Annotated in this window: 14 protein-coding genes and 3 rRNA genes; 10 read left to right on the top strand and 7 right to left on the bottom strand. The window is 69.7% G+C overall.

The window, feature by feature from the left end:
• The first annotated feature begins 363 nt into the window (after positions 1-363).
• Both M2163_RS24675 and M2163_RS24670 read left to right on the top strand, forming a co-directional pair.
• Positions 364-2,451, top strand: a complete 2,088-nt coding sequence (locus M2163_RS24675) for an asparagine synthase-related protein (RefSeq protein ID WP_280850655.1) — start codon at positions 364-366, stop codon at positions 2,449-2,451.
• 677 nt (positions 2,452-3,128) lie between these two features.
• On the top strand, positions 3,129-6,395 hold the full coding sequence (locus tag M2163_RS24670; RefSeq protein ID WP_280895048.1) for a BTAD domain-containing putative transcriptional regulator: 3,267 nt from the start codon (positions 3,129-3,131) through the stop codon (positions 6,393-6,395).
• Here the strand turns inward: M2163_RS24670 and M2163_RS24665 are convergent.
• Positions 6,382-8,313: a sigma-70 family RNA polymerase sigma factor gene (locus M2163_RS24665; RefSeq protein ID WP_280895047.1), complete on the bottom strand. Its 1,932-nt coding sequence runs from the start codon at positions 8,311-8,313 to the stop codon at positions 6,382-6,384. The genes M2163_RS24670 and M2163_RS24665 overlap by 14 nt on opposite strands.
• Positions 8,314-8,571: 258 nt before the next feature.
• Complete coding sequence (locus tag M2163_RS24660) at positions 8,572-9,354, bottom strand: helix-turn-helix domain-containing protein (protein WP_280895046.1); 783 nt, start codon at positions 9,352-9,354, stop codon at positions 8,572-8,574.
• A gap of 374 nt (positions 9,355-9,728) precedes the next feature.
• Here M2163_RS24660 and M2163_RS24655 point away from each other — a divergent pair, with 374 nt between their 5' ends.
• Together M2163_RS24655 and M2163_RS24650 are read left to right on the top strand one after the other, a co-directional pair.
• Positions 9,729-11,108, top strand: a complete 1,380-nt coding sequence (locus M2163_RS24655; protein WP_280850659.1) for an NAD(P)/FAD-dependent oxidoreductase — start codon at positions 9,729-9,731, stop codon at positions 11,106-11,108.
• A gap of 221 nt (positions 11,109-11,329) precedes the next feature.
• On the top strand, positions 11,330-12,976 hold the full coding sequence (locus M2163_RS24650; protein ID WP_280895045.1) for a SpoIIE family protein phosphatase: 1,647 nt from the start codon (positions 11,330-11,332) through the stop codon (positions 12,974-12,976).
• Between the two features lie 37 nt (positions 12,977-13,013).
• Here M2163_RS24650 and M2163_RS24645 read toward each other — a convergent pair whose 3' ends face one another.
• Positions 13,014-14,270 carry an MFS transporter gene (locus M2163_RS24645; protein WP_280895044.1) on the bottom strand — a complete coding sequence of 419 codons (1,257 nt, stop codon included), beginning with the start codon at positions 14,268-14,270 and terminating at the stop codon, positions 13,014-13,016.
• Between the two features lie 134 nt (positions 14,271-14,404).
• Here M2163_RS24645 and M2163_RS24640 point away from each other — a divergent pair, with 134 nt between their 5' ends.
• From M2163_RS24640 to rrf, 4 genes are all read left to right on the top strand, one after another.
• Positions 14,405-14,953, top strand: coding sequence for a MarR family transcriptional regulator (locus tag M2163_RS24640; protein WP_280850662.1), 549 nt, complete (start codon positions 14,405-14,407; stop codon positions 14,951-14,953).
• Between the two features lie 631 nt (positions 14,954-15,584).
• Positions 15,585-17,110 (top strand): 16S ribosomal RNA (locus M2163_RS24635).
• Positions 17,111-17,418: 308 nt separating this feature from the next.
• Positions 17,419-20,539, top strand: a 23S ribosomal RNA gene (locus M2163_RS24630).
• Positions 20,540-20,608: 69 nt separating this feature from the next.
• Positions 20,609-20,725, top strand: a 5S ribosomal RNA gene (gene rrf, locus M2163_RS24625).
• The 16S, 23S and 5S rRNA genes sit together here, the layout of an rRNA operon.
• A gap of 48 nt (positions 20,726-20,773) precedes the next feature.
• Here rrf and M2163_RS24620 read toward each other — a convergent pair.
• The 4 genes from M2163_RS24620 to M2163_RS24605 are packed head-to-tail and all read right to left on the bottom strand — an operon-like array spanning position 20,774 to position 24,410.
• Entirely contained in the window at positions 20,774-21,442 is a 669-nt protein-coding gene (locus M2163_RS24620; protein WP_280850663.1) for a response regulator transcription factor, read from the bottom strand.
• Entirely contained in the window at positions 21,439-22,701 is a 1,263-nt protein-coding gene (locus M2163_RS24615) for a histidine kinase (RefSeq protein ID WP_280895043.1), read from the bottom strand. Before M2163_RS24615 ends, M2163_RS24620 begins: the two co-directional genes overlap by 4 nt.
• Positions 22,702-22,725: 24 nt before the next feature.
• The gene (locus tag M2163_RS24610) at positions 22,726-23,493 is read right to left on the bottom strand and encodes an ABC transporter permease (protein WP_280895042.1); all 768 of its coding nucleotides are present in this window, start codon (positions 23,491-23,493) and stop codon (positions 22,726-22,728) included.
• Positions 23,490-24,410, bottom strand: a complete 921-nt coding sequence (locus M2163_RS24605; RefSeq protein ID WP_280895041.1) for an ABC transporter ATP-binding protein — start codon at positions 24,408-24,410, stop codon at positions 23,490-23,492. Before M2163_RS24605 ends, M2163_RS24610 begins: the two co-directional genes overlap by 4 nt.
• Before the next feature lie 94 nt (positions 24,411-24,504).
• Between M2163_RS24605 and M2163_RS24600 the strand changes: the two genes are divergently transcribed.
• Positions 24,505-25,050 carry a GNAT family N-acetyltransferase gene (locus tag M2163_RS24600; protein ID WP_280850667.1) on the top strand — a complete coding sequence of 182 codons (546 nt, stop codon included), beginning with the start codon at positions 24,505-24,507 and terminating at the stop codon, positions 25,048-25,050.
• A 20-nt stretch (positions 25,051-25,070) separates the two neighbouring features.
• Positions 25,071-25,928: a GNAT family N-acetyltransferase gene (locus tag M2163_RS24595; protein WP_280895040.1), complete on the top strand. Its 858-nt coding sequence runs from the start codon at positions 25,071-25,073 to the stop codon at positions 25,926-25,928.

Genomic DNA, 25,928 nt, shown 5'->3' with positions numbered 1-25,928 from the left:
CGAAGTGGCGTCTCCCGGGCTGCGCGCCTGTCGTGCGGCGCGCGGACTGTGCACGGAGCGTGTGCGAGCCTGCCCCCATGACGCCGATTTGGCCGAAAACCGACCCTCGCCTTCGCGGGCCATCAGCCCTCCCACCATGGCAGTTGAGGGCGCGTTAGGCGTTTTTGGGGAGCGTATCGGGGGCGCATTCGCGTCGCACACTCCTTGCCCCGCGCGGGTGTTCACAGGCGTACGCGGGTGTTCCCAGGGGCGCGTTCCCCGCATCCCGAGCGGCTCCACCGGCCCTCCGGCACGCTTCCTTCATGGCAGCATGGTGACCGGTTCGAACGGTGCACTGGTTGTCCACAGCCTGTGGAGGCGTCGATGCGGTGGTTGGTGGGATGGAGCAGCACCGCCGCGGGTGTCTCCGGGATCGGGACGGCCGGGGCGACGGGAAGCGACGGCGAGACCGTGCACCCGGTGGGTTCCCACCTGCTGTGGGGCGACCCGGATCCGCTGTGGGCGGTCGGCGACTGGCGCCCGGACGAGGTGCGCGTGGTCACGGTCGACGCGCAGACCAGAATCGCGGTCCTCGGCATCTGCGGGGCCTCCGACGAACAGCTGCGGGTCGGACTGCTCGCCGCGCGCGGAGGGGCACTTCGCCATCTGACGGCCTGGCCCGGCGCCTACACGGCGGTCGTCCAGGTGGGTCGCCGGATCACCGTGGGCGGCGATCTCGCGGGTGCCCGGCCGGTGTTCTACACCCCCTGGGCCGGCGGCACGGCCTACGCGACCGCGGCCCTGCCCCTGGCCGACCTCATCGAGGCCAACCTCGACTTCGGGCACCTCGCCGCGCTGCTCGCCGCCCCCGACGTACCGGGCGCGCTCCACGACTCCACGCCCTACGAGGGCGTACGGCGCATTCCGCCGGGGCACGCGCTGATCCTGCGCAACGGCGCCCGTGAGATCGCCGGTTACGAGCCGGTCGCCTCCCTCGCGGTCGCCGCGCCCGCCGCCGACCCGGACAGCGCGGTCGACGGGGTGCGGGACGCGCTCGTCGAGGCGGTGCGCGCCCGGCTGTCCGCGCCCCGGCACGTGCCCGACATCGACCCCGGCCCGGTGCCCGGCATGGGGCCCGCCGAACGGCGAGCCGCGCGCGGGATGCCGGTGCCGGGGATCGGGGCCGACCTGTCCGGGGGGCCCGCGTCGGGGACGCTCGCGCTGCTGGCCGCCGGGCTGCCGGGGATGCCGGGGACCGTCCTCGGACACGGCACGGGGGCCGGTGAGCGGCTGCTCGCGGTCACCTTCAACGACCTCGCCGTGGGCGGCCGGGAGGCCGAGCTGGAGCGGGCGGGGACGCTCGCGGCCAACCCCCGGCTGCACCACGTGGTGGTGACCGGCGGCGAGGAGACGCTCCCGTACGCCGAACTCGACGGGCCCCTGACCGACGAACCCGGGCCCTGCCTCGTGACGGCGGCGCGGCACCGGGCCCGGCTGGCGGCGGGCAGCGCGGACCACTTCACGGGGTACGGGGCCCGGCAGGTCCTCGACGCGCATCCGGCGCGCCTCGCCGACCTCCTGATGGACCGCAAGCGGCGCCACCTGGTCCGGCCCGTGGCCGCCCTGACCAAGGCGGACGGTTCCGTGCTCGTCCCCGCGCGCGTGTACGGCGCCGCGCGGAAGCTGGCGCGCACGCCGTACCGGGCCGGTCTGGAGATGCTGGCCGACCGGCTCATGCACCAGCGGTTCGACGAGCCCGGGGGCGCGGTGGGGGCGTCTCTCGCCGCGCTCACCTGGGCCAGACCGGGGCCCGCGGCACGCTGGCTGACCGGGGAGGCGCTGGCTGAAGTATCGGTTCGCCTCCAGGGGGCCACGCACCGTTCCGGGGTCGGTCCCGGCCAGCATCCCGGCGACTTCCGCGCGCGTGCGGCGCTCGCGCGGCACGCGTCCGATCTGCGGGTCCTGGAGCAGGCCGTGGAGATCCGCTCCCAGCGGCTGCACGCGCCGTTCCTGGACAACCAGGTGGTGCGGGCCTGCCGCGCCCTGCCCGAGGCGCTGCGGGTCCGGCCGGGGGCCCGCGCGGAGATCCTCCGTACGGTGCTGGAGGGCGCGGGCGTCTCCGACCTGCCGCCGGGCTGGGGTGCCCCGTCGCACGCCTCCTCCGCCGCGGCGACCCGTACCGGGCTGCGGGTGGCGGCGGACTCGCTGATGTCGCTGTTCGGAACGCCGTTGCTGGCGCAGGCGGGGCTGGTGGAGGCGCGGGTGGTGCGCAAGGCGCTCCGCGCGGCGGCGGAGGGTGAGCCGCTGCCGTTGGACGGGCTGGCGGATCTGGTCTCGCTGGAGCTGTGGCTGGGGCGGTTGCTGGCGCGGCGGGGGACGTGCTGGACGGGGACGCCGGCGCGGGCGCGGGCGGTGCCGGCGGGGATTCGGCCGCAGCGGGGGGCGTTGGGAGCGGGGGCCTCCGGCGGTTGAGCGGCTTCGGGTGCGGCTTGGTGGGGGCGGGCGTTTTGCGCAGTTCCCCGCGCCCCTGAGTGCCTGCGGCGGCCCGTTGCTGCCCGGTGGGGGCTCGTGTAGCGCGTGCGGTCCGGTGGTGGGGTCGGTGCCGGGATGGGGGGTATCCGTCCTCGGTCCGGCGGCTCGGTCCCTTGATCTGTCCTCTGTGCCGGACGCCGGCCGCTGCGGGCGGACACCCCCCACCCCGTCCCCTTCGCGCCGTACGCGGCCAACGGTCCGTCGTGGCGCGCCGTCCGGCAGGCGGCCCGTCGCGGTGCGGCGAGGTGGCGAACGGTCCGTCGTGGCGCTGGTGACTGTGCCTACCCAGGGGCGCGGGGAACTGCGCGACCAGCCCCCACCGGCCTGCACCCGCCCCACAACCGGTGAGGTTGAGATGGCGAAGGGTCCGTAGTGGCGTGCGTGACTGCACCTCCCCAGGGGCGCGGGGAACTGCGCGACCAGCCCCCACCGACCCGCACCCGCCCCACAACCGGCGGGTTAGGTGGCCAACGGCACGTCGTGGCTCGGGTGACTGCAACTCCTCAGGGGCGCGGGGAACTGCGCGATCAGCCCCTACCGGCCCGCACCCGCTCAACCACCGAAGCCGGTACCCCCTTAGGCGCCCCGCCTTCTCGTAACCCGGGGACAATGAACCGGTGCGGTACGGGATTCTGGGTGTTGCTCAGGCAGTGGACGACGGCGGCGTCGGTATACCCCTCGGCGGCCCCCGTCTGCGCGCTCTGCTCGCCGCTCTCGCCCTCCGTGTCGGCCGTACCGTGAGCGCGGAGACGTTGATCGGCGAGGTCTGGGGGCAGGACCCGCCGCAGGACGCCCCGGCCGCACTCCAGGCCCTCGTCGGCCGTCTCCGTCGTACCGTCGGCAAGGACGCGATCGTATCCGGCCCGGGCGGCTACCGGCTGGCAGCGACCGAGGACGACGTGGACCTGTACGTCTTCGAACGGCTCGTACGGCGAGGAACGGCGGCCCTGGCCCACGGCGATGCCTCGACCGCCGCCCAGGACCTCACCGCGGCCCTCGCCCTGTGGCGCGGTGACGCCCTCGCCGACCTGCCCGACCGCACCGCCGCGACCCGCCCCGAGGCCCTGCGCACGGAGGCGACCCGGGCCCGCATCGAGGCGGATCTGCGGCTCGGCCGGGCCCAGGACGTCGTACCGGAGTTGAAGGAGCTGACCGGAGCGCATCTGTACGACGAACCGCTGCACGTCCTGCTGATCCGCGCCCTGCGCGACAGCGGCCGGGGTGCCGATGCCCTCGCCGCCTACGAGACCGCCCGACGGGCCCTCGCCGACGGCCTCGGCACCGACCCGAGCCCGGAGCTGCGGGAGATGCATCGTGAGCTGCTGACGGCGCCGCCCGGCCGCCCCCGCGTCGAACGCTCCGGCAACATCCGTCCCCGCCTTACCTCTTTCGTGGGCCGGGAACCCGAACTCGACGCCATCCGTTCCGAAGTGCACAGGGCCCGCCTCGTCACCCTCACCGGACCTGGCGGATCCGGAAAGACCCGTCTCGCCGAGGAAGCCGCCGCCGGGCTCCCGCAGGCGTGGCTCGTCGAGCTCGCCCCGCTCGACCGGCCGGAGGCGGTGCCCGGCGCGGTGGTCAGCGCGCTCGGTCTGCGCGAGACCGTGCTCAGGACCACCGAGCTGACGGCGACCCAGGACGACCCGATCGCCCTGCTCGTCGAGTACTGCGCCCCGCGCAGCCAACTCCTGATCCTTGACAACTGCGAACATGTCATCGAGGCGGCCGCCCGCCTCGCGGAGACCCTCCTCACCCGTTGCCCGGGGCTCACCGTCCTCGCCACCAGCCGTGAACCCCTGGGCGTGCCGGGCGAGTCCGTGCGCCCGGTCGAACCCCTCCTCCCCGACCAGGCCCACCGCCTCTTCGCCGAGCGCGCCGCCGCCGTCCGCCCCGACGCGGACGCCGTGCTCGCCGACGAGGAGGCCGTCGGCGAGATCTGCCGGCGCCTCGACGGACTTCCGCTCGCCATCGAACTCGCGGCGGCCCGTCTGCGCCTGCTCACCCCTCGTCAGATCGCCGACCGACTCGACGACCGCTTCCGCCTCCTGACCTCCGGAAGCCGCACGGTCCTGCCCCGGCAGCAGACCCTGCGGGCCGTCGTCGACTGGTCCTGGGAGCTGCTCGACGACCGGGAGCGGACCCTGTTGCGCGAGGTCTCGGTGTTCGCGGGCGGCTGGCAGCTGGAGGCGGCGGAGGCGGTGTGCACCGGCCCGGCCGCCGAGCTCCTGGGCGCGCTCGTGGACAAGTCCCTGATCGTGGCCACCCCGGGCGGGCCGGACGGCATGCGCTACCGCATGCTGGAGACGATCCACGAGTACGCCGTAGAGCGCGCCGCGGAGTGCCCCGAGCTGCGCGCCGCCGCCGAGCTCCGGCACCGCGCGTGGGTGCGCGCGCTCGTCCAGGAGGCCGAACCCCAGCTGCGTTCGGCCGCGCAGCTCCCGTGGATCTCCCGCCTGGAGACCGAGCTCGACAACATCCGCGCGGCCTTCGACCGCACGCTCCTCGCCGGCGACGAGGCGGAGGCCGGCTCCCTGGTCCTCGGCGTGGGCTGGTTCTGGTGGCTGCGCAACTACCGCCGGGAGGGCATGACCTGGGTGGAGAGGGTCCTGCGCCTCGGGATCGCCCAGGACAGGGCGGCCGTGACGGGGCGGCCGCACTCCCCGTCCGACGGCGAGGTGGAGGACCCCATCGACGTCTGCCTCGCCACCGTCGGGACGGAGAAGCACCATCCGGCACACCGCCGGCGCATGAACCTCCGCATGCTCCAGCTCTTCCTCAGGGCCGAGACGGAGCCCCTGGACGGTGACCTCGACCCCCGGCTGCGCCGCTATGTGGACATCGTCCGGGACCACTTCGCGCAGGGCGGGCCCGACGCGGCCCGCGTCCCCGGCATCGTCTGGCCCATGATCGGCCCCGTGCTGAAGGACCCGGTGGACATCCGCCCCCTGATGGACGTCGCCGTCGCCCACTGCCGAGCCCACGGCGACGACTGGGCCGTGGCCGTCTCCCTGATGCTCCGCACCCACATGACGGTCGATTCCCCGGGCGGCATGACCGGTGTCGACGACGACCTGGAGGAGCTGCGCGTCCTCAGCCGCCGCGCGGGCGACCGCTGGCTCCGCGCCCAGGTCAGCAGCGCGGCCGGCGAGGCGGCCATGGCCCGCGGCCGCCCCGCCGAGGCCAGGGAGGAGTACGAGGAGGCACTGCGCCTCGCCCACGAGGTGGGGGCGTACGCCGAGACGCCGTTCCTCATCGCCCGGCTCGCCGAGGTCGCCTACCGCACCGGCGACCGTTCCACCGCGCTGACCACCCTGGACGAGGCGAGCGCCGCGGGCGACCGGTACGGCGTCCCGGAGACCCGGGCGTTCGTGCGGCTGCTGCGGGCCCACATCGCCCTGGAGGACAAGGACCTGGTCCGCGCGCGCGAACTGGTCGACGCCGTTCGCGAGCAGATCGGCCAGTCACCGCCACCGCCCCAGTTCACGGTGATGCTGCACTCGATCGCCGCGATGCTGACGGCCGCCGAGTCGGGCCCGGAGCACGGACTGCCCCCACTGGTGGACACCGTCCGCGAGGCGATCGAGAAGCGGTGTTCCGACACCGTCGTGGCGGCGCTCGTGGACGGCACGGCGACCTTGCTTCGCGACCTCGGCGACCTCCCGCGCACGGCCCGGCTGATCGCTGCCGCCGAGCAGTGGCGCGGCGGCGACCCGCGTTCCCACCCCGAGTGCGTGGCGGTGGAGCGCGCCCAGGCCGAGGCCCGCACCGGCCTGGGCCCCGAGCGCTACGCCGCGGAACACACCCGGGGCACGGCCCTCACCCCGCCCGAGGCCCTCGCCGAGCTCGACGAGGCGGTGCGGGTGCGGAGCCTCATGAACACCTGAACTTCGACTCCGCCCAGTCCGCGAGCATCAGGTCGTCGAAGGGGCTGTGCGGTTCGACCACCAGCCGTACGGTCCGGTGCCCGGCGAGGCTCACATGGACGGGCACGGCCGGGTCGCCGCCCTCCACCAGCCCGGACCTCCACAGCCGGACCCCGTCGGCGTACACGGAGAAGGTGACCTTGCCGAGGCCCAGCGTCATGTCGTCGACGCCGACCATCGCGTCGTAGGAGGAGCAGTCGCGGTTGAGGTCGATCGTGACGGAGGAGCGGCCGTGCACGGTCACGCCGTGGGCGTACCGGCGGTCGGCGACCGAGACGCCGTAGCGCTGCCACACCCAGCTGCTCTCGCCGATCCGCATCTCGGGCCCGCTGCCGTCGCCGGAGACGTCGTAGGCCAGCTCGCTCCACTGGTAGACGGCCGGCGGGGGCGGGGGCGTCGGTGTCGGGGTGGGCTTCGGGGCGGGGGTCGTCGGTGCCGGGGGCGGTGTCGGCTCCGGGGCGGGGGTCGGAGCACGCGTCGGGGCGTCCTTCGCGGGCGGTGCGGGTGTGGGCGTGCGGGTAGGTGCCGGCGTCGGTGCGGCCGCCGCCACCGGGGCCGGCGGCGGCTCCGGGTTCTTCGTGGAGGGCGTGGGCGAGGGGTCGGCCGGTTCGACCACCGGCGCGGAGGCCGCCGGCTTGGCGTCCGGCTTCCTGGCCGGGCTGTCGTCGCCGATCAGCGCGAGCGCCACCGCGGCGGCGGCCACCGCGACCACACCGGCCGCGATACCGGCCTTCACCGGGGCGCCGAGCCCCTCCGAGGCCGCCGCCCCGCCCGCGCCGGCGCCGCCCGAGGAACCTCCGCCCGCCGCTGCGGCCGCGCCCGCGGCACCGGCCGCTCCCGCCCCGGCGCCGCCCGCGATGAGCCCGGCGGCCTTGGCATACCCGGCGGCCCCGAACCAGCCGATGACCGCGATCGGCACGACGGCGGGGATGCCCCCGGCGACTTCCTTGATCTGGCCCGCGGCCAGCCGGCACTTGGCGCACTCCTCCAGGTGCTTGCGCAGACCCCGTTCGGCACGGGTGCGCAGACTGCCCCGGGCGTAGGCGCCGAGCCGGTCGGCGTACCGGGCGCACTCCTCGTCGGTGGCTAGGGTCGCGCTGACGTGTGCCTGGAGATAGGCCTGCTTGAGGCCCTCGCGGGCACGGCTGGCCAGCACGCGGGTGCCGTTGGCGTCGAGCCCGAAGAGCGTGGCGACCTCGCTGGGCGACTCGTCCTCGACCTCGGTGTGCCACAGCACGGCCTGCCAGCGCTCGGGCAGCGACCGGAAGGCCTGCATGGCCAGGGACTGCTCGGCCACGTGCATCGCACGGACGTCGGCGCCCAGGTCGAGGGTGTCGTCGTCGGAGACCTCGTGGGTGCGCGCGGCCTGGGCGGCGAACACCGCGAAGTCGTCGACGAGCTGCTCCCGCTTCGCCGACTTCGTCCAGCCGGCGGCGACGCGGCGGACGCTGGTGAGCAGGTAGGCGCGTACGGCGTGCTCGGGGCCGTGGCCGCCGCGCACCGCCTGGAGCATGCGGGCGAAGACCTCGGCGGTGAGGTCGTCCGCGGTGTGGGCGTCGCGGCAGCAGGTGCGGGCGTAGCGGCGCACCGCGTCCGCGTGGCGGCGGTAGAGCGCCTCGTAGGCCGAGTCGTCGCCGGAGCGCATCCGCCCGATCAGGTCGGCGTCGGACGGCGCCGGCTGCTTCGGCGGCGGCAGGACACCGCCGTCCTCGCGCCGGTCGCGCTGCGCCGGGACGCTGCCCTCGACCGGTTCGCCGCCCTGGGCCGGGATGCCGCCCTGCGGGATGCCCGCGCGGCCGCCCTGCCCCGGCACCTGTGGCGTGCCCCCGGCTTCCCCGTCGCCCTCACCGAGGGGCTCGTCCCGCCCGTCAACACTCATCGCGGAATGCCCCCGCCGCCGGCCCAACCAGTCCCGAACACCGGGTCAGCGTGCCATATTGGCTTTTGTTCAGTGCCGTGCGTACGGGGCATCCACCCGTCCGTGGGGACTTCCCGCACGGCAGTACTGAACATCACCCGAATGGGGAAGACTCAACTGTCACGGCCGGTGCAGGAGTTGGCCCGAGCGCCCGAAATCGCCGGAAGGGTCCGGGGCGCGGACGGCAGCCCGCCCGCACCCCGCTGTCACCCTTTCGAGTCACACCGGCCGGGACCGCAGACCCTCCAGCAGGATGTCCAGCAGCCGCGCCGAGGCCGCCGCCTGCTGCGCCGCGTCCGGCAGCGAGGGCGCTGCGGTCGCGATCACCAGCAGGACGTCCGACACCGACACGTCGGTCCGCAGCTCACCGGCCGCCCGGGCGCGGTCCACGAGCTGGCCCACGACCTCAAGGAGCGCCGCCGCCCCGGCGTCGTCGTCGGCGGAGACCGGCGGGGCCTCCTCCGGCACCAGCCGCAGCTCGCCGGAGCCCGGGGTCGTCCGCTGCTGCGGCACCCGCGTCCCGTCGTAGCCGTCGGACACCTCGTCGGCGACCCCGACCCGCAGCACCTGCGGCGGCAGCAGCCGCCCGGCACCGGACGCGACCGACGTGCGCAGGAAGCGCGACAGCGCCGACCACGGCTCGTCCTCCTGGCCGAGCGCCGCCCGTGCCTGGTCGGTCAGCCGGGAGGTCTCCTCCTCGGCTATCCGCCGGACCAGGACGTCCTTGCTCGGGAAGCGCCGGTACACCGTGCCGACACCGACCCGGGCGCGCCGCGCCACGTCCTCCATCGGCGCGCCGTAGCCCAGCTCGCCGAAGACCTCGCGCGCCGCGCGCAGTACGTGTTCCAGGTTGCGCTGTGCGTCCACGCGCAGGGGGGCCGAACGCGATCCGTCCCGTCCGTTGCCCGCCGCGCTCATCGCCGAGCCCATCGCGCCGCCCATCGCACCGCCACCGGGTGCGATGGCTGACGCGGTGGACCAATGAGTGTCCTGAATGTGCATAAATGTTCCCCCGGTAATGACGTCTCCCCCCGGAGACTCTCCCCGCCATCGAAAGCCGGAGCGTACGGAACAAGCCCGTTTCGCGAGTCCGCCCGTCGCGGACCCGGAGCGCATCCCCCTACACCCCGTCGACACACGAACATAGTTGAGTGGGGGTCAATTCAGAAGGGGCAGGTTCCGCACGGAGCGCCCCCCGATCGGAGTACGGGCGGCAAACGCCCCGATTGCACCCCCTCCGCCCGCCCGGCGCACGCCCGTTGACCTGCGAACCTTCCGCGCTCTCCGACGATTCGGCCAAAACGGCGCGCCGACGACTTCCGGTCACACAATTTGTCGAGGCTGTGGACAAACTCAAGCGGCGGGTGCGTCATGGGATGGTGAAGGAACGTGCGCGCATTCTGGTTGTCGGCGGTGGCTACGTCGGGATGTACACGGCTCTGCGTCTGCAGCGGAAGCTGAAACGGGAACTCGACCGGGACGAGGTCGAGATCACGATCGTCACGCCCGACCCGTACATGACCTATCAGCCGTTCCTGCCCGAAGCGGCGGCCGGATCCATCTCCCCCCGCCACGTCGTCGTACCACTGCGCCGTGTCCTGAACCGCTGCCGCGTCCTGGTCGGCGAGGCCACCGCGATCGACCACACCGAGCGCACGGCCTTCGTCACCACCCTCGCCACCGAGGAGGAGCGCACGGTGGGCGAGAAGCTGCCGTACGACGAACTCGTCCTCGCCCCCGGTTCGATCGCGCGCACGCTGCCGATCCCCGGACTCGCCGACCACGGCATCGGGTTCAAGACGGTCGAGGAGGCCATCGGCCTGCGCAACCACGTCATCGAGCAGATGGACATCGCCTCCTCCACCCGCGACCCGGCGGTCCGCGACGCGGCCCTCACCTTCGTCTTCGTCGGCGGCGGCTACGCGGGCGTGGAGGCGCTCGGCGAGCTGGAGGACATGGCCCGCTACACCGCCCGCTACTACCACAACGTCCTTCCCGAGGACATGAAGTGGATCCTCGTCGAGGCCTCCGACCGCATCCTTCCGGAGGTCGGCGAGGAGATGGGCCGGTACACGGTCAGCGAACTGCGCCGCCGCAACATCGACGTACGCCTGAACACCCGCCTGGAGTCCTGCGCGGACCGCGTCGCCGTCCTCAGCGACGGCAACCGCTTCCCCACGCGTACGGTCGTGTGGACCGCCGGCGTGAAACCCAGCCCGCTCCTCGCCGCCACCGACCTCCCGCTCACGGAGCGCGGGCGGCTGAAATGCACCCCCCAGCTCACCGTGGAGGGCACCACGCACGCGTGGGCGGCCGGAGACGCGGCCGCCGTCCCCGACGTCACCTCCGAGGAGCCGGGCAGGCAGACGGCACCCAACGCCCAGCACGCCGTGCGCCAGGCGAAGGTCCTCGGCGACAACATCGCGCACGCGCTGCGCGGCGAGCCCCTGGAGACGTACTCCCACAGGTACGTCGGCTCGGTGGCCTCCCTGGGCCTCCACAAAGGTGTCGCATACGTCTACGGGCGCAAGCTGAAGGGCTACCCTGCCTGGTTCATGCACCGCGTCTACCACCTCAGCAGGGTCCCCACCTTCAACCGCAAGGCCCGTGTCCTGGCCGAATGGACCCTGTCGGGGCTCTTCAAACGGGAGATCGTCTCCCTCGGTTCACTCGAACACCCCCGAGCGGAGTTCGAACTCGCGGCCGGTGGAAAACATCCTCACGACCCGACGAACGACCCGAAGGGGTCGTCCTGACCGGACCGAGGAACTCCACGGACCGCCCCGGCGTCTGACGAATGTCGAACCGGCCGGTCCCCCTGCCAGACTGATGCCCGACTTCGGACGGGCAGCCGCCCGCCCCTCGAACCAAGAGGTTTTGCCACCGTGCTGCACCCCCGGGCTGCCGTCCCCAGCCCCCCGGCCGGGCCCGGAACCGGCCCGAAGACGCCGCAGACGACGACACGAGGCAAGGATTCGTGAACTTCACGCGCTGGAGCGCCCGCCTCCCCGGAACGCAGCGCCGCGCCGCAGCGCGGACCGACGACCTGGTCACCGACGACCGCCTGAGCGAGGGCGCCGTCCCCGCGGCCCGCGCCGAGCAACTGACCGTGCCGGTCCCCGCCGTCGACGAACTCCCCGTACGTGAAGTCCTCGACCGTGTCCCCGCCCTCGTCGCCCTCGTCCACGGCTCCGACCACCGCCTCGCCTACGTCAACGACGCCTATGTGGTCGCCTTCGGCCTGCGCCCCGTCGGCGAACCGGCCCGCGAAGCCCTCCCCGAACTCCACGAGATCGGCCTCCTCCCCCTTCTCGACCAGGTCCTGCGCAGCGGCAAGCCGCGCACGGTCAAGTCCCGCAAGGCACCCGACGCCCGCTCCTACACGTTCACCTGCACGCCCGTGACGCAGGGCGACGGCGGCGTCAGCGGTGTCCTGGTGTTCGCGACCGACGTCACCGACCACGCCGAGGCCGCCGAGCGCCTCAGAGCCAGCGAGCGCCGCCAGCGCGAGACCGCCGTCACCCTCCAGCGCAGCCTGCTCCCGCAGGAACTCGAAGAACCCGACGACCTGCGCATCGCCGCCACCTACCACCCCGGCGGCACGGAGGCCGCGGTCGGCGGCGACTGGTACGACGTCATCACCCTCGGCGGCGGCCGCACCGCCCTGGTCATCGGCGACGTCATGGGCCGCGGGGTGCGCGCGGCGGCGGTCATGGGCCAACTCCGCACCGCCGTCCGGGCCTACGCCCGCCTGGACCTCCCGCCGCACGAGATCCTCCAGCTCCTGGACGGCCTCGCCATGGAGATCGACGCCAACCAGATCGCCACCTGCGTGTACGCCATCCACGACCCCAACGAGGGCAAGCTGGTCTACGCCTCGGCCGGCCACCTGCCCATCCTGGTCCGCGACGAGAGCGGCGTCGTGTTGCGCGCCGACGAACCCACCGGCCCGCCGCTCGGCACCGGCGGCTGGATGCACGCCTCGGGCTCCATCCCGCTCGGCCCCGGCTCGACGGCCGTCCTCTACACCGACGGCCTGGTCGAACGCCGCAACGAAGACCTCGACGAGGGCATCGCGGCCCTCGAACGCGCCTTGGCCGGCGCCACCGGCACCCCCCAGGTGATCTGCGACCGCCTGGTCCGCTCGGCCGGCGTCACCGCCGAGCACGACGACGACGTGGCCGTCATGGTCCTCCAGCACCCGGCCCACACGGGCCCCGACAGCGAGCTCTTCCGCAACGCCGCCCTGGAACTGCTCGGCGGCGTGGAGGCGGCGCCACGCGCGCGTGCGTTCGCCTCCGGCGTGCTGACCAGCTGGCGGTTCCCGGTCGAACTGCACGACCTGGGCGTGCTGGCGGTGAGCGAACTCGTGGCGAACTCCCTCCAGCACGGCACCCCGCCCATGCGGCTTCGGCTTCGCCGTACCGATCGGCGGCTCATCGTCGAGGTGACGGACGGGGACGACCACCTGCCCCGGCGCCGCAGAGCGGAGCCGGGGGACGAGTCCGGTCGCGGCATCGCCATCGTGGCGACCATCGCGTCGAACTGGGGGTCCCGGAGGACGCCCGGGGGTGGCAAGGCGGTCTGGTGCGAGTTCGTGCTGCCGAAGGGGACCACGCCGTAGGGGGCCCGGCCGATGCCGGGCCCTCGGTGGGCTGCCGTCAGGCGGCGATCGACTCGGACTGCGCCCCGCCCTGGGCCACCACCCGGCTCTTCCGCAGCGACGGCTGGTTCTGCACCGGCGTCAGCTGCCTGCCCAGGCGCAGCGCGAGATACGTGATGCCCAGCGAGAACAGCAGGAACGTCACGATGTACGGGGCGTGCAGCGAGGCTCCCAGCGGGCCGCCCACCGCCGGGCCGACCGCCAGGGCGAGCTGCTTCACCAGGGCGAAGGCGGAGTTGTACTGGCCCGCCATCCCCTCCGGCGCCAGATCGGCCACCAGTGGCGCCACGGTCGGCGACAGCATCGCCTCACCCAGTCCGAAGAGCGCGTACGTCGACACGAAGGCGGCCGTGGCCATCTCCTGGCTGCCGTGGCCGAGACCCGCGTAGCCCGCGGTGAGCCACGCGACGGCCCAGATGAGTCCGACCAGGGCGATCACCCGGGACCGCCTCCGCCGCTCGACGAACCGCAGGACGGCGAACTGCGCGACGACGATCATCGAGGTGTTGGCGGCCAGAGCCGTGCCCAGGGCGGAGGTGGAGATGCCGGCGGCCTCCACGCCGTAGGCGCTCAGGCCCGACTCGAACTGTCCGTAGCAGGCGAAGAACAGCACGAAGCCCAGGATGCACAGCTGCACCATGGCCCGGTTGCCGAGCAGCTCCTTCCAGCTGCCCCGGGCGGACCGGGTCGGTGCGCCCTCGATGCGCGGGGCGTGCGGCAGCCGCAGGGTCGTCATCACGACCACCAGCAGCAGGAACATCGCCGCCTCGATCGCGAACAGCAGGGTGAAGGACGCCGCGCTCGACGTGTCCACGAGATGCCCGCCGATGAGACCGCCGACGCCGAGCCCGAGGTTCTGCAGGAAGAACTGCGTCGCGAAGGCCCGGGACCGCGTCTCCGAGGTGGAGCAGTCCACGATCATCGTCGCCAGCGCCGGCTGCATCACGGCCTGCCCGGCTCCCAGCGCGGCCGCGGACAGCAGCACGGTGGCTGCGTGGCCCGCGAGCCCGAGGCTGAGCGATCCGAACGCGGCCATGACCAGAGCGGTGAGCAGCACCGGCAGCGGGCCGCGCCGGACGATGGCCCGCCCGGCGAACGGCAGCACGATCAATGCCGCCACGGCGAAGACGGCGAGGACCAACCCCGCCGTCATGGCCCCGAGGCCCCGCACCTGCGCCACGTAGACATACAGATACGGGACGGTGAAACCGAGCCCGAACGCGCTGAGCGCGTTGCCCACGTGGATCCGACGCATCGCTGCGCCCCTTGCCCTGGTCACGTTCACCTCTCTCACTAGTTAGGAGTGAAGACTTCAAAGCTAAAGTTCGAAGCTAAAGAGTACATACTGAAGGACTTCAAGGCAAAGGAGACGCGTGCCATACTGCGCCCATGGCCGAGACTCCTGGCATCCCCGAGCCGACGCTCGAAGAGCAGATCGCCGCCTACCAGCGCGAGTTCCAGGACCTCGACCCCCAGGTCGAGCAGATCGTCTCGGCGCTCTCCCGGCTGAACCGCCGCATGAACGTCGCCTACGGCCGCCAGACCGCCGATCTCGGAATCAGCAACGCCGAGTGGGAGGTGCTCAAGGCACTCGTCCTCTCCGGCGCCCCCTATCGGATGGGTCCCAGTGACCTCGCCAAGCGCCTCGGTCTCACACCCGCCGCGATGACCCACCGGATCGACCGCATGCTCGCCGAGGGACTGGTGACCCGGGAGCGGGACGAGTCCAACCGGGTACGCGTGATCGTGGAGCTGACCGCCGAGGGCCGCGAGAAGTGGCTGGAGGCGATGCGCCTCGCCACTGTCTTCGAGGAGGACCTGCTCCAGGACCTGTCCCCGGAGGAGCGCAACACCCTCGGGGACGTCCTCACCCGCCTCCTGCGTAGGGTGGAGCACGCACAGCCGGATGCCGGCGGGCGACTCAGCGACCTCGACTGAAAAGATCTTGACAGAGGGTGCTTGACAGCCCTCTGCAGGATCCGTAGAGTTCTTCGGGTTGCCGCGGGGCCGTAACGGTTCTGCGGGAGCGCCTCCGCCGCGACAGCGGCCCCTCAAACCATCAGAACGATCTCCCAGCCGGGATGAATTCGGCGCGCCCGAATTCAATTCGATTTGGGTGCGGCTCCTCGATTTGGGACCGCAGCGAGAGTCCGCTAAGGTTTGAGACGTCGGAACGGCCCAACAGCCGGGAAGGCAAGCCCCTCTGACTGGGAATCAGGCCCGAAAGGATCTGATAGAGTCGGAGCCGCCGGAAAGGGAAACGCGGAAGCGGGAACCTGGAAAGCACCGAGGAAATCGGAACCGGAAACGGTCTGATAGAGTCGGAAACGCAAGATCGAAGGGAAAAGCCCGGAGGAAAGCCCGAGAGGGTGAGTACAAAGGAAGCGTCCGTTCCTTGAGAACTCAACAGCGTGCCAAAAATCAACGCCAGATATGTTGATACCCCGTCTCCAGCATCTGCTGGGGCGAGGTTCCTTTGAAGGAAACACAGCGAGGACGCTGAGAACTGCCGCCTTATTCCGGTGGCGGTTCCGCTCTCGTGATGTGCGAACCGGATATCCGGTAAACATTCACGGAGAGTTTGATCCTGGCTCAGGACGAACGCTGGCGGCGTGCTTAACACATGCAAGTCGAACGATGAACCACTTCGGTGGGGATTAGTGGCGAACGGGTGAGTAACACGTGGGCAATCTGCCCTTCACTCTGGGACAAGCCCTGGAAACGGGGTCTAATACCGGATAGCACTGCCACTCGCATGGGTGGTGGTTGAAAGCTCCGGCGGTGAAGGATGAGCCCGCGGCCTATCAGCTTGTTGGTGAGGTAACGGCTCACCAAGGCGACGACGGGTAGCCGGCCTGAGAGGGCGACCGGCCACACTGGGACTGAGACACGGCCCAGACTCCTACGGGAGGCAGCAGTGGGGAATATTGCACAATGGGCGAAAGCCTGATGCAGCGACGCCGCGTGAGGGATGACGGCCTTCGGGTTGTAAACCTCTTTCAGCAGGGAAGAAGCGAAAGTGACGGTACCTGCAGAAGAAGCGCCGGCTAACTACGTGCCAGCAGCCGCGGTAATACGTAGGGCGCAAGCGTTGTCCGGAATTATTGGGCGTAAAGAGCTCGTAGGCGGCTTGTCACGTCGGGTGTGAAAGCCCGGGGCTTAACCCCGGGTCTGCATTCGATACGGGCTAGCTAGAGTGTGGTAGGGGAGATCGGAATTCCTGGTGTAGCGGTGAAATGCGCAGATATCAGGAGGAACACCGGTGGCGAAGGCGGATCTCTGGGCCATTACTGACGCTGAGGAGCGAAAGCGTGGGGAGCGAACAGGATTAGATACCCTGGTAGTCCACGCCGTAAACGGTGGGAACTAGGTGTTGGCGACATTCCACGTCGTCGGTGCCGCAGCTAACGCATTAAGTTCCCCGCCTGGGGAGTACGGCCGCAAGGCTAAAACTCAAAGGAATTGACGGGGGCCCGCACAAGCAGCGGAGCATGTGGCTTAATTCGACGCAACGCGAAGAACCTTACCAAGGCTTGACATACACCGGAAACGTCCAGAGATGGGCGCCCCCTTGTGGTCGGTGTACAGGTGGTGCATGGCTGTCGTCAGCTCGTGTCGTGAGATGTTGGGTTAAGTCCCGCAACGAGCGCAACCCTTGTCCTGTGTTGCCAGCATGCCCTTCGGGGTGATGGGGACTCACAGGAGACCGCCGGGGTCAACTCGGAGGAAGGTGGGGACGACGTCAAGTCATCATGCCCCTTATGTCTTGGGCTGCACACGTGCTACAATGGCAGGTACAATGAGCTGCGATACCGTGAGGTGGAGCGAATCTCAAAAAGCCTGTCTCAGTTCGGATTGGGGTCTGCAACTCGACCCCATGAAGTCGGAGTTGCTAGTAATCGCAGATCAGCATTGCTGCGGTGAATACGTTCCCGGGCCTTGTACACACCGCCCGTCACGTCACGAAAGTCGGTAACACCCGAAGCCGGTGGCCCAACCCCTTGTGGGAGGGAGCTGTCGAAGGTGGGACTGGCGATTGGGACGAAGTCGTAACAAGGTAGCCGTACCGGAAGGTGCGGCTGGATCACCTCCTTTCTAAGGAGCACTTCTTACCAACTCCGGTTGGTCAGAGGCCACTACGCAGGCAAACGTTCTGCGGTGGTTGCTCATGGGTGGAACGTTGATTATTCGGCACTTTCAGTCATCTCGGGCTGCCAGTACTGCTCTTCGGAGCGTGGAACGCTGATCACGAGTGGCGAGGGTGTCGGGCACGCTGTTGGGTGTCTGAAGTAGCGGCCGCAAGGTTGTGCTTCGATGCTGGCCCCAGTGAACTCCAGCTCAGGTTGGGGGTGATGGGTGGCTGGTCGTTGTTTGAGAACTGCACAGTGGACGCGAGCATCTGTGGCCAAGTTTTTAAGGGCGCACGGTGGATGCCTTGGCACCAGGAACCGATGAAGGACGTGGGAGGCCACGATAGTCCCCGGGGAGTCGTCAACCAGGCTTTGATCCGGGGGTTTCCGAATGGGGAAACCCGGCAGTCGTCATGGGCTGTCACCCATACCTGAACACATAGGGTATGTGGAGGGAACGCGGGGAAGTGAAACATCTCAGTACCCGCAGGAAGAGAAAACAACCGTGATTCCGGGAGTAGTGGCGAGCGAAACCGGATGAGGCCAAACCGTATGCGTGTGAGACCCGGCAGGGGTTGCGCATGCGGGGTTGTGGGATCTCTCTTCTGTCGTCTGCCGGCGACAGGACGAGTCAGAAACCGTTGATGTAGGCGAAGGACATGCGAAAGGTCCGGCGTAGAGGGTAAGACCCCCGTAGTCGAAACGTCAGCGGCTCGTTTGAGAGACACCCAAGTAGCACGGGGCCCGAGAAATCCCGTGTGAATCTGGCGGGACCACCCGCTAAGCCTAAATATTCCCTGGTGACCGATAGCGGATAGTACCGTGAGGGAATGGTGAAAAGTACCGCGGGAGCGGAGTGAAATAGTACCTGAAACCGTGTGCCTACAAGCCGTGGGAGCGTCGGGCAAGCACTTGTGCTTGCCTCGTGACTGCGTGCCTTTTGAAGAATGAGCCTGCGAGTTTGCGGTGTGTTGCGAGGTTAACCCGGGTGGGGTAGCCGTAGCGAAAGCGAGTCCGAACAGGGCGATTCAGTAGCACGCTCAAGACCCGAAGCGGAGTGATCTAGCCATGGGCAGGTTGAAGCGGAGGTAAGACTTCGTGGAGGACCGAACCCACCAGGGTTGAAAACCTGGGGGATGACCTGTGGTTAGGGGTGAAAGGCCAATCAAACTCCGTGATAGCTGGTTCTCCCCGAAATGCATTTAGGTGCAGCGTCGTGTGTTTCTTGCCGGAGGTAGAGCACTGGATAGGCGATGGGCCCTACCGGGTTACTGACCTTAGCCAAACTCCGAATGCCGGTAAGTGAGAGCGCGGCAGTGAGACTGTGGGGGATAAGCTCCATGGTCGAGAGGGAAACAGCCCAGAGCATCGACTAAGGCCCCTAAGCGTACGCTAAGTGGGAAAGGATGTGGAGTCGCAGAGACAACCAGGAGGTTGGCTTAGAAGCAGCCACCCTTGAAAGAGTGCGTAATAGCTCACTGGTCTAGTGATTCCGCGCCGACAATGTAGCGGGGCTCAAGCGTACCGCCGAAGTCGTGTCATTGCAGCAATACTCCCAACGGAGGCTGTGATGGGTAGGGGAGCGTCGTGTGCCGGGTGAAGCTGCGCCGGAAGGCAGTGGTGGACGGTTCACGAGTGAGAATGCAGGCATGAGTAGCGATACACACGTGGGAAACGTGTGCGCCGATTGACTAAGGGTTCCTGGGTCAAGCTGATCTGCCCAGGGTAAGTCGGGACCTAAGGCGAGGCCGACAGGCGTAGTCGATGGATAACCGGTTGATATTCCGGTACCCGCTGTGAAGCGTCAAACATCGAACCAGGCGATGCTAAGTCCGTGAAGCCGCCCCGGAGCCTTCGGGCAAAGGGGAGTGGTGGAGCCGACGGACCAGACTTGCAGTAGGTGAGTGATGGGGTGACGCAGGAAGGTAGTCCATCCCGGGCGGTGGTTGTCCCGGGGTAAGGGTGTAGGCCGTGCGATAGGCAAATCCGTCGCACATGAGGCTGAGACCTGATGCCGAGCCGATTGTGGTGAAGTGGATGATCCTATGCTGTCGAGAAAAGCCTCTAGCGAGTTTCATGGCGGCCCGTACCCTAAACCGACTCAGGTGGTCAGGTAGAGAATACCGAGGCGTTCGGGTGAACTATGGTTAAGGAACTCGGCAAAATGCCCCCGTAACTTCGGGAGAAGGGGGGCCATCACTGGTGATCCGATTTACTCGGTGAGCTGGGGGTGGCCGCAGAGACCAGCGAGAAGCGACTGTTTACTAAAAACACAGGTCCGTGCGAAGCCGTAAGGCGATGTATACGGACTGACGCCTGCCCGGTGCTGGAACGTTAAGGGGACCGGTTAGTCACATTTCGGTGTGGCGAAGCTGAGAACTTAAGCGCCAGTAAACGGCGGTGGTAACTATAACCATCCTAAGGTAGCGAAATTCCTTGTCGGGTAAGTTCCGACCTGCACGAATGGCGTAACGACTTCTCGACTGTCTCAACCATAGGCCCGGTGAAATTGCACTACGAGTAAAGATGCTCGTTTCGCGCAGCAGGACGGAAAGACCCCGGGACCTTTACTACAGTTTGATATTGGTGTTCGGTTCGGCTTGTGTAGGATAGCTGGGAGACTTTGAAGCAGCCACGCCAGTGGTTGTGGAGTCGTCGTTGAAATACCAGTCTGGTCGTGCTGGATGTCTAACCTGGGTCCGTGATCCGGATCAGGGACAGTGTCTGATGGGTAGTTTAACTGGGGCGGTTGCCTCCTAAAGAGTAACGGAGGCGCCCAAAGGTTCCCTCAGCCTGGTTGGTAATCAGGTGTTGAGTGTAAGTGCACAAGGGAGCTTGACTGTGAGACCGACGGGTCGAGCAGGGACGAAAGTCGGGACTAGTGATCCGGCGGTGGCTTGTGGAAGCGCCGTCGCTCAACGGATAAAAGGTACCCCGGGGATAACAGGCTGATCTTCCCCAAGAGTCCATATCGACGGGATGGTTTGGCACCTCGATGTCGGCTCGTCGCATCCTGGGGCTGGAGTCGGTCCCAAGGGTTGGGCTGTTCGCCCATTAAAGCGGTACGCGAGCTGGGTTTAGAACGTCGTGAGACAGTTCGGTCCCTATCCGCTGCGCGCGTAGGAATATTGAGAAGGGCTGTCCCTAGTACGAGAGGACCGGGACGGACGAACCTCTGGTGTGCCAGTTGTTCTGCCAAGGGCATGGCTGGTTGGCTACGTTCGGGAGGGATAACCGCTGAAAGCATCTAAGCGGGAAGCCTGCTTCGAGATGAGTATTCCCACCCCCTTTGAGGGGTTAAGGCTCCCAGTAGACGACTGGGTTGATAGGCCGGATCTGGAAGCCCTGTAAGGGGTGGAGGTGACCGGTACTAATAGGCCGAGGGCTTGTCCATATTTGCTCGCGTCCACTGTGTTAGTTCTGAGGCAATGACCGTGTCTTTTCCGGTCTAATCTCATAGTGTTTCGGTGGTCATAGCGTGAGGGAAACGCCCGGTTACATTCCGAACCCGGAAGCTAAGCCTTACAGCGCCGATGGTACTGCAGGGGGGACCCTGTGGGAGAGTAGGACACCGCCGAACAATTCTTGAGGAAAGGCCCACACCTTATGGTGTGGGCCTTTTCGCATTTCAGGACGGCTCCACCAGTCTGGTGTCGTACGCCAGGATCACCGCCTGAATGCGGTCCCGCGAGCCTGTTTTCGCGAGGATGCGGCCGACGTGTGTTTTCACGGTCGACTCGGCCAGGTGCAGGCGTGTGGCTATCTCCGTGTTCGTCCAGCCCTTGCCGATGACCGTGAGGATCTCGCGTTCGCGGTCGGTGAGGGAAGCCAGGCGAGGGTCGGGGCCCGGGGCAGTGGCCGTCGCGCCCGTCGGCAGGTGTTGGGCGTATGCGTCCAGGAGTCGACGGGTCAGGCTCGGGGCCACCACCGCGTCACCGGTCGCCACCGCTCGGATGCCGGACAGGAGGTCCTCCGGCTGGGCGTCCTTGACCAGGAAGCCGGAGGCTCCGGCGCGCAGGCCGGCGTGGGCGTACTCGTCGAGGTCGAAGGTCGTGAGGATGAGGACGCGGGTGCGGTCGCCGGTGGCGATGATGCGGCGGGTGGCCTCGATGCCGTCCAGGCCGGGCATGCGGACGTCCATCAGCACCACGTCGGGGTGCAGCTCGGCGGTCATGCGGACCGCCTCGGTGCCGTTGGCCGCTTCGCCGAGGACCGTCAGGTCGTCCTGGCTCTCCAGCAGCATGCGGAAGCCGAAGCGCTGCAGGGGCTGGTCGTCGGCGATCAGGACGGTGGTCACTGCGGGGTTTCCTCCGGGAGGTGCAGGCTGACGCGCCAGCCGTGTTCGGAATGGGGGCGGGGGCCGGCCTCGAGTGTGCCGCCGTAGAGGGACGTGCGTTCGCGCATGCCGGGGAGGCCGCGGCCGTCGGTGCCGTTGAGGTTCCCTCCGCGGCCGGTGTCGGTGACCGTGACGGTGACGGCGCCGCCTTCGTCGTAGGAGATGTCGATGGTGGAGGTGGCGTCGGGGCCCGCGTGTTTGAGGGTGTTGGTGAGGGCTTCCTGGATGACTCGGTAGACGGTGAGCTGGCGGCCCGGGGGGAGGGTCGGGGTGCCGTGGACTGTGGTGTGGACGGGCAGACCTGCGCTGCGTACGCCCGCTATGAGCTGGTCGAGGTCGGCGAGGGCGGGCTGGGGGGTCAGTGCGGCCTCGGGGTGGTCCTCCTCGCGCAGGACGTCCAGGAGGCGGCGGAGTTCGGTGAGGGCCTGGCGGCTGGTCGTGGAGATGGCGGTGAGGGCTTCGGCCGCGCGGTCGGGGGACTTGCGGGCGGCGTAGCGGCCGCCGTCGGCCAGGCCCGTGATGACGGAGAGGTTGTGGCCGATGATGTCGTGCATCTCGCGGGCTATGCGGGCGCGTTCGGCGGCGGCGGAGAGGCGGGCCTGCTGGTCGCGTTCGATCTCCAGGCGGCGGGCGCGGTCCTCCAGGGCCTCGGTGTAGTTGCGGCGGGTGCGGACCGTGATGCCGATGGCGGCCGCCGAGACGAAGGTCAGCAGGGCCGGGAAGAGGTCCTGGTCCGCGCCGCCTTGGGGGTGGCGCACGGCCAGCACGGTGACGGGGGCGAGGACGACCGCCAGGACCCACCACAGGGAGCGGTGGGGGCGGCGCAGGGCGATGTGGAAGACGATCAGCATCTGGAGCATGGCCGCCTGGAGCGCGGCGCCGGTCCAGGCGTTGACCAGGGTGAACGGGAGGAGGGCGAGGAGCACCGTGCGGGGGTGGCTGCGGCGCCACAGGAGGGGGACGGACAGGCCCAGGGTCAGGGCGAGAACCAGGCCACCCGGGAGGTCGGTGTCGCGGGCGACGTTGCGCCAGCCGTCGCCGAAGTAGTCGATGAGGGCCGCGGCCACCCAGAAGCCGGTCAGGTGCAGGTCCCAGAGGAGCGGGTGGCGCCGGTCGAAGGCTCGCCCCCGCCTGGTGATCCGCTGGACGTACTCGGTGAGGGGCTCCGTCACCTGTTCGTGGGTCACTCCAGGCGTCCGCTCGTGTGTCACGGGGTCCATGGTGCGGGCTCTCACCGTCATCCGTCAGACGTCCCGTCGCTTCAGGGTCACCGCGGCCGCCGCCAGGGAGGCCGCCGCCCACAGGGACATGGCCAGCAGGGCGCTTCCCGAGGAGTTCGAATCCGCGGTGGTGAGGGTCTCCAGGGCGCGGCCCGGGAAGTGGTCGACGGCGTCGTCGACGACGTCGTACGGCAGTATCGCCAGCACCTCGGGGAGGATCATGACGAGGCCGATGAAGGCGCCCGTCGCGATCGGGACCGAGCGGGCCAGGGCCCCGAGTCCCAGCGCCAGGACGGTGAGCAGGGCGAGGCCGGCCGCGTTGCCGGTGAGGGCGCGCAGGACGCCCGGGTCGCCGAGGGCGGACTCGTGCTCGGTGCCGGCGAGGAAGGACTGGGCGAGCGGGAAGGTGAGGAGGTTCGTCCACAGGCTGAGGACGAAGGCGATCGTGGCGAGGACGGCAGCCTTCGACCACAGGACGGGCAGCCGGGTGGGCACGGCTGTCATCGTGGCGCGGATCTGCCCGGTCGAGTACTCGCCCGCGGTGCAGAGGATGCCCAGTACTCCCAGGTTGAGCTGGGCGAACTGGGTGCCCAGCAGGACGAGGACGACCGTGTCCATGTGACCGGCGTCGCCCCGGTCGTAGGCGGCGCTGATGCCCACGCCCATGGCGACGGTGAGGGCGCTCGTGGCGGCGAGGGTGATCCAGGTGGAGCGCAGGGTCCAGAGCTTGTGCCATTCCGAGCGCAGGACTCGGGCCGGGGTGACCCGGTGGGGCAGCGTGGTGGCGGTCATGCCGTCGCTCCTTCCGCGGGGGTCGTGAACTCGACGGAGTCGTGGGTGAGTGCCATGAACGCCTCCTCCAAGGAGACCTGGCTGGGGGTGAGTTCGTAGAGGGGGACGGCGTGGGCGGCAGCGGTGCGGCCGATGTGGCGGGCGTCGGTGCCGCGGACCTCCAGGGTCTCGGGGGCGGTCGGGACCGCCTCGACCCCGGGTGCGGCGAGCAGGCGTACGAGGGTGTGGGCCTCCGGGGTGACGACCTTGACGGTGCCCGTGCCGGACTGTCGTACGAAGTCGTCGACGGTGGTGTCGGCGAGGAGGCGGCCGCGGCCGATGATGACGAGGTGGTCGGCGGTGAGGGCCATCTCGCTCATCAGATGGGAGGAGACGAGGACCGTACGGCCCTCTGCCGCGAGGGACTTGAGGAGGGTGCGGATCCACAGCACGCCCTCGGGGTCGAGGCCGTTGACCGGTTCGTCGAGGACGAGGACGGCCGGGTCGCCGAGCAACGCGGCCGCGAGACCGAGGCGTTGGCCCATGCCGAGGGAGAAGCCCTTGACCCGGCGGTGTGCGACCTCGGTCAGGCCCGTGAGGTCCAGGACCTGGTCGACGCGGGCACGGGGGATGCCGTGGGTGTGGGCGAGGCTGCGCAGGTGGTGGTGGGCGGTGCGGCCGGGGTGGACCGAGCGGGCCTCCAGGAGGGCGCCGACCTCCGTGAGGGGTGCGGGGTGGTCGGCGTAGGCGTGGCCGCCGACGGTGGCGTGGCCGTGGGTCGGGGCGTCCAGGCCGAGGATCAGGCGCATGGTGGTCGACTTGCCGGCGCCGTTCGGGCCGAGGAAGCCGGTGACGGAGCCCGGGCGGACGGTGAAGGACAGGTCGGCCACCGCGGTCTTGTCGCCGTAGCGTTTGGTGAGGTCCTGTGCCGTAATCATGCTTCGATGCTCGTGCGGGCGGGGGCCCCGGGCGTCGGACCGCGGGCAGTATTCCAGGTGAGGCGGGTAGTACCCGGGTACTACTGTGGCCCGCATGAGCTACGTGATCCGGTCCGTCCGCGCCGACGAGTGGCCCGCCGTCAAGGAGTTGCGGCTTGTGGCACTTCAGGATCCGGTCGCGCCCCTCGCCTTCCTGGAGACCTACGAGGAGGCCGTCGTGCGGCCCGACTCCTTCTGGCAGGAGCGGACCGCCAAGGGTGCCGAGGGGGCGGACGGGGTCCAGACGATCATCGCGGAGGCGCCGGACGGGCGTTGGGTCGGGACGGTGACGGTGCTCCTGGAGGAGCCCGGGACCACGGACTGGGCCGGCTTTCCCGTCGACCGGAAGCAGGGGCACCTCGTCGGGGTGTTCGTACGGCCCGAGGAGCGCGGGAGCGGCCTCACCGACGTGCTCTTCGACGCGGCCACGGAGTGGGCGTGGGCGCACGGGGCCGAGCGGGTGCGGCTGATCGTGCACGAGGACAACGGGCGGGCGCAACGCTTCTACCGCAAGGTGGGGTTCGAGCCGAGCGGGGTGCGGGTGCCGCTGCCGCAGGCCCCGGGGGAGTCCGAGCTGGAGTTCGTGCTGGCACGCGACTGAGCCGCCGGGGATCATGAGGCATGCGACCGGACGACTGGCACCTCACCCAAGACGTCGACGACTTTCTCGCCCGGGCCGGGGAGTTCCTGCGCTCGCGGCCCGTCGCGCACATCATGCCGCTGACATGGACCGCGAGACTGCGCGCCCGCGGGGCGGCCGTGTACGGCGCCGAGCACGCCGTCTTCGGTGTGCTGGAGCGGGCGGGTGAGGTGCACGCCGTCTTCTACCGGCTCTCGCCCGGACGCGGACTGAGCTCCACCCCGCTCACCCCCGAGCAGGCCGACGGTCTCGCCGCCCGGCTGCTCGCGCTCGGACACTCCGTTCCGTCGTTCAGCGCGGACGACGGCACCGCGGCCGCCTTCGCCGACTCCTGGCGACGGCACACGGGCGCGAAGCCGGCGGTCCGGGTCCGGCTGCGTCTGAACCGCCTGGGCACGCTCACCCCGCCCGAGCCGCTTCCGGCGGGGCGGGGGCGGCCCGTGGGGGAGCGGGACCATGGGCAACTCATGGCGATGTGCCGCGGGTTCGCCGCGGACGTGGGGGAAGCCGTCGGCATCGACGCCGACAGCTGGGCCCGCACCCGCTTCGCCGACAAGCACTACACGTTCTGGGAGACCCCGGACGGCACGCCCGTCTCCATGGCGGGCGCGAACCCGATGGTCGCCGGGCTGGTCCAGGTGGACCCCGTCTACACGCCGACCCCTCTGCGCGGTCAGGGGTACGCGGGTGCCGTGACGGCCGAGGTGAGCCGGGCCGCGCTGGTGGCGGGCGCCGAGCACGTCGTGCTGTTCACGGACGCGGCCAACCCCACGAGCAACGCCCTGTACCGGCGGCTCGGGTATGTGCCGGTCGTGGACTGGATCGCGTACGACTTCTGA

The sequence above is a fragment of the Streptomyces sp. SAI-135 genome (assembly GCF_029893805.1).
In the GTDB taxonomy this organism is placed as follows: Bacteria; Actinomycetota; Actinomycetes; order Streptomycetales; family Streptomycetaceae; genus Streptomyces.
Note: the sequence above shows the minus strand (reverse complement) of the source record. Positions and strands in the feature narration are given on the sequence as shown.

Excerpts from the sequence above, each read along its gene's own strand:
- M2163_RS24610 (WP_280895042.1), bottom strand. The coding sequence starts at position 23,493 with ATGACCGCCACCACGCTGCCCCACCGGGTCACCCCGGCCCGAGTCCTG.
- M2163_RS24660 (WP_280895046.1), bottom strand. The coding sequence starts at position 9,354 with ATGCACATTCAGGACACTCATTGGTCCACCGCGTCAGCCATCGCACCC.
- M2163_RS24605 (WP_280895041.1), bottom strand. The coding sequence starts at position 24,410 with ATGATTACGGCACAGGACCTCACCAAACGCTACGGCGACAAGACCGCG.
- M2163_RS24655 (WP_280850659.1), top strand. The coding sequence starts at position 9,729 with ATGGTGAAGGAACGTGCGCGCATTCTGGTTGTCGGCGGTGGCTACGTC.
- M2163_RS24640 (WP_280850662.1), top strand. The coding sequence starts at position 14,405 with ATGGCCGAGACTCCTGGCATCCCCGAGCCGACGCTCGAAGAGCAGATC.
- M2163_RS24665 (WP_280895047.1), bottom strand. The coding sequence starts at position 8,313 with ATGAGTGTTGACGGGCGGGACGAGCCCCTCGGTGAGGGCGACGGGGAA.
- M2163_RS24675 (WP_280850655.1), top strand. The coding sequence starts at position 364 with ATGCGGTGGTTGGTGGGATGGAGCAGCACCGCCGCGGGTGTCTCCGGG.
- M2163_RS24595 (WP_280895040.1), top strand. The coding sequence starts at position 25,071 with ATGCGACCGGACGACTGGCACCTCACCCAAGACGTCGACGACTTTCTC.
- M2163_RS24645 (WP_280895044.1), bottom strand. The coding sequence starts at position 14,270 with ATGCGTCGGATCCACGTGGGCAACGCGCTCAGCGCGTTCGGGCTCGGT.
- M2163_RS24600 (WP_280850667.1), top strand. The coding sequence starts at position 24,505 with ATGAGCTACGTGATCCGGTCCGTCCGCGCCGACGAGTGGCCCGCCGTC.
- M2163_RS24615 (WP_280895043.1), bottom strand. The coding sequence starts at position 22,701 with ATGGACCCCGTGACACACGAGCGGACGCCTGGAGTGACCCACGAACAG.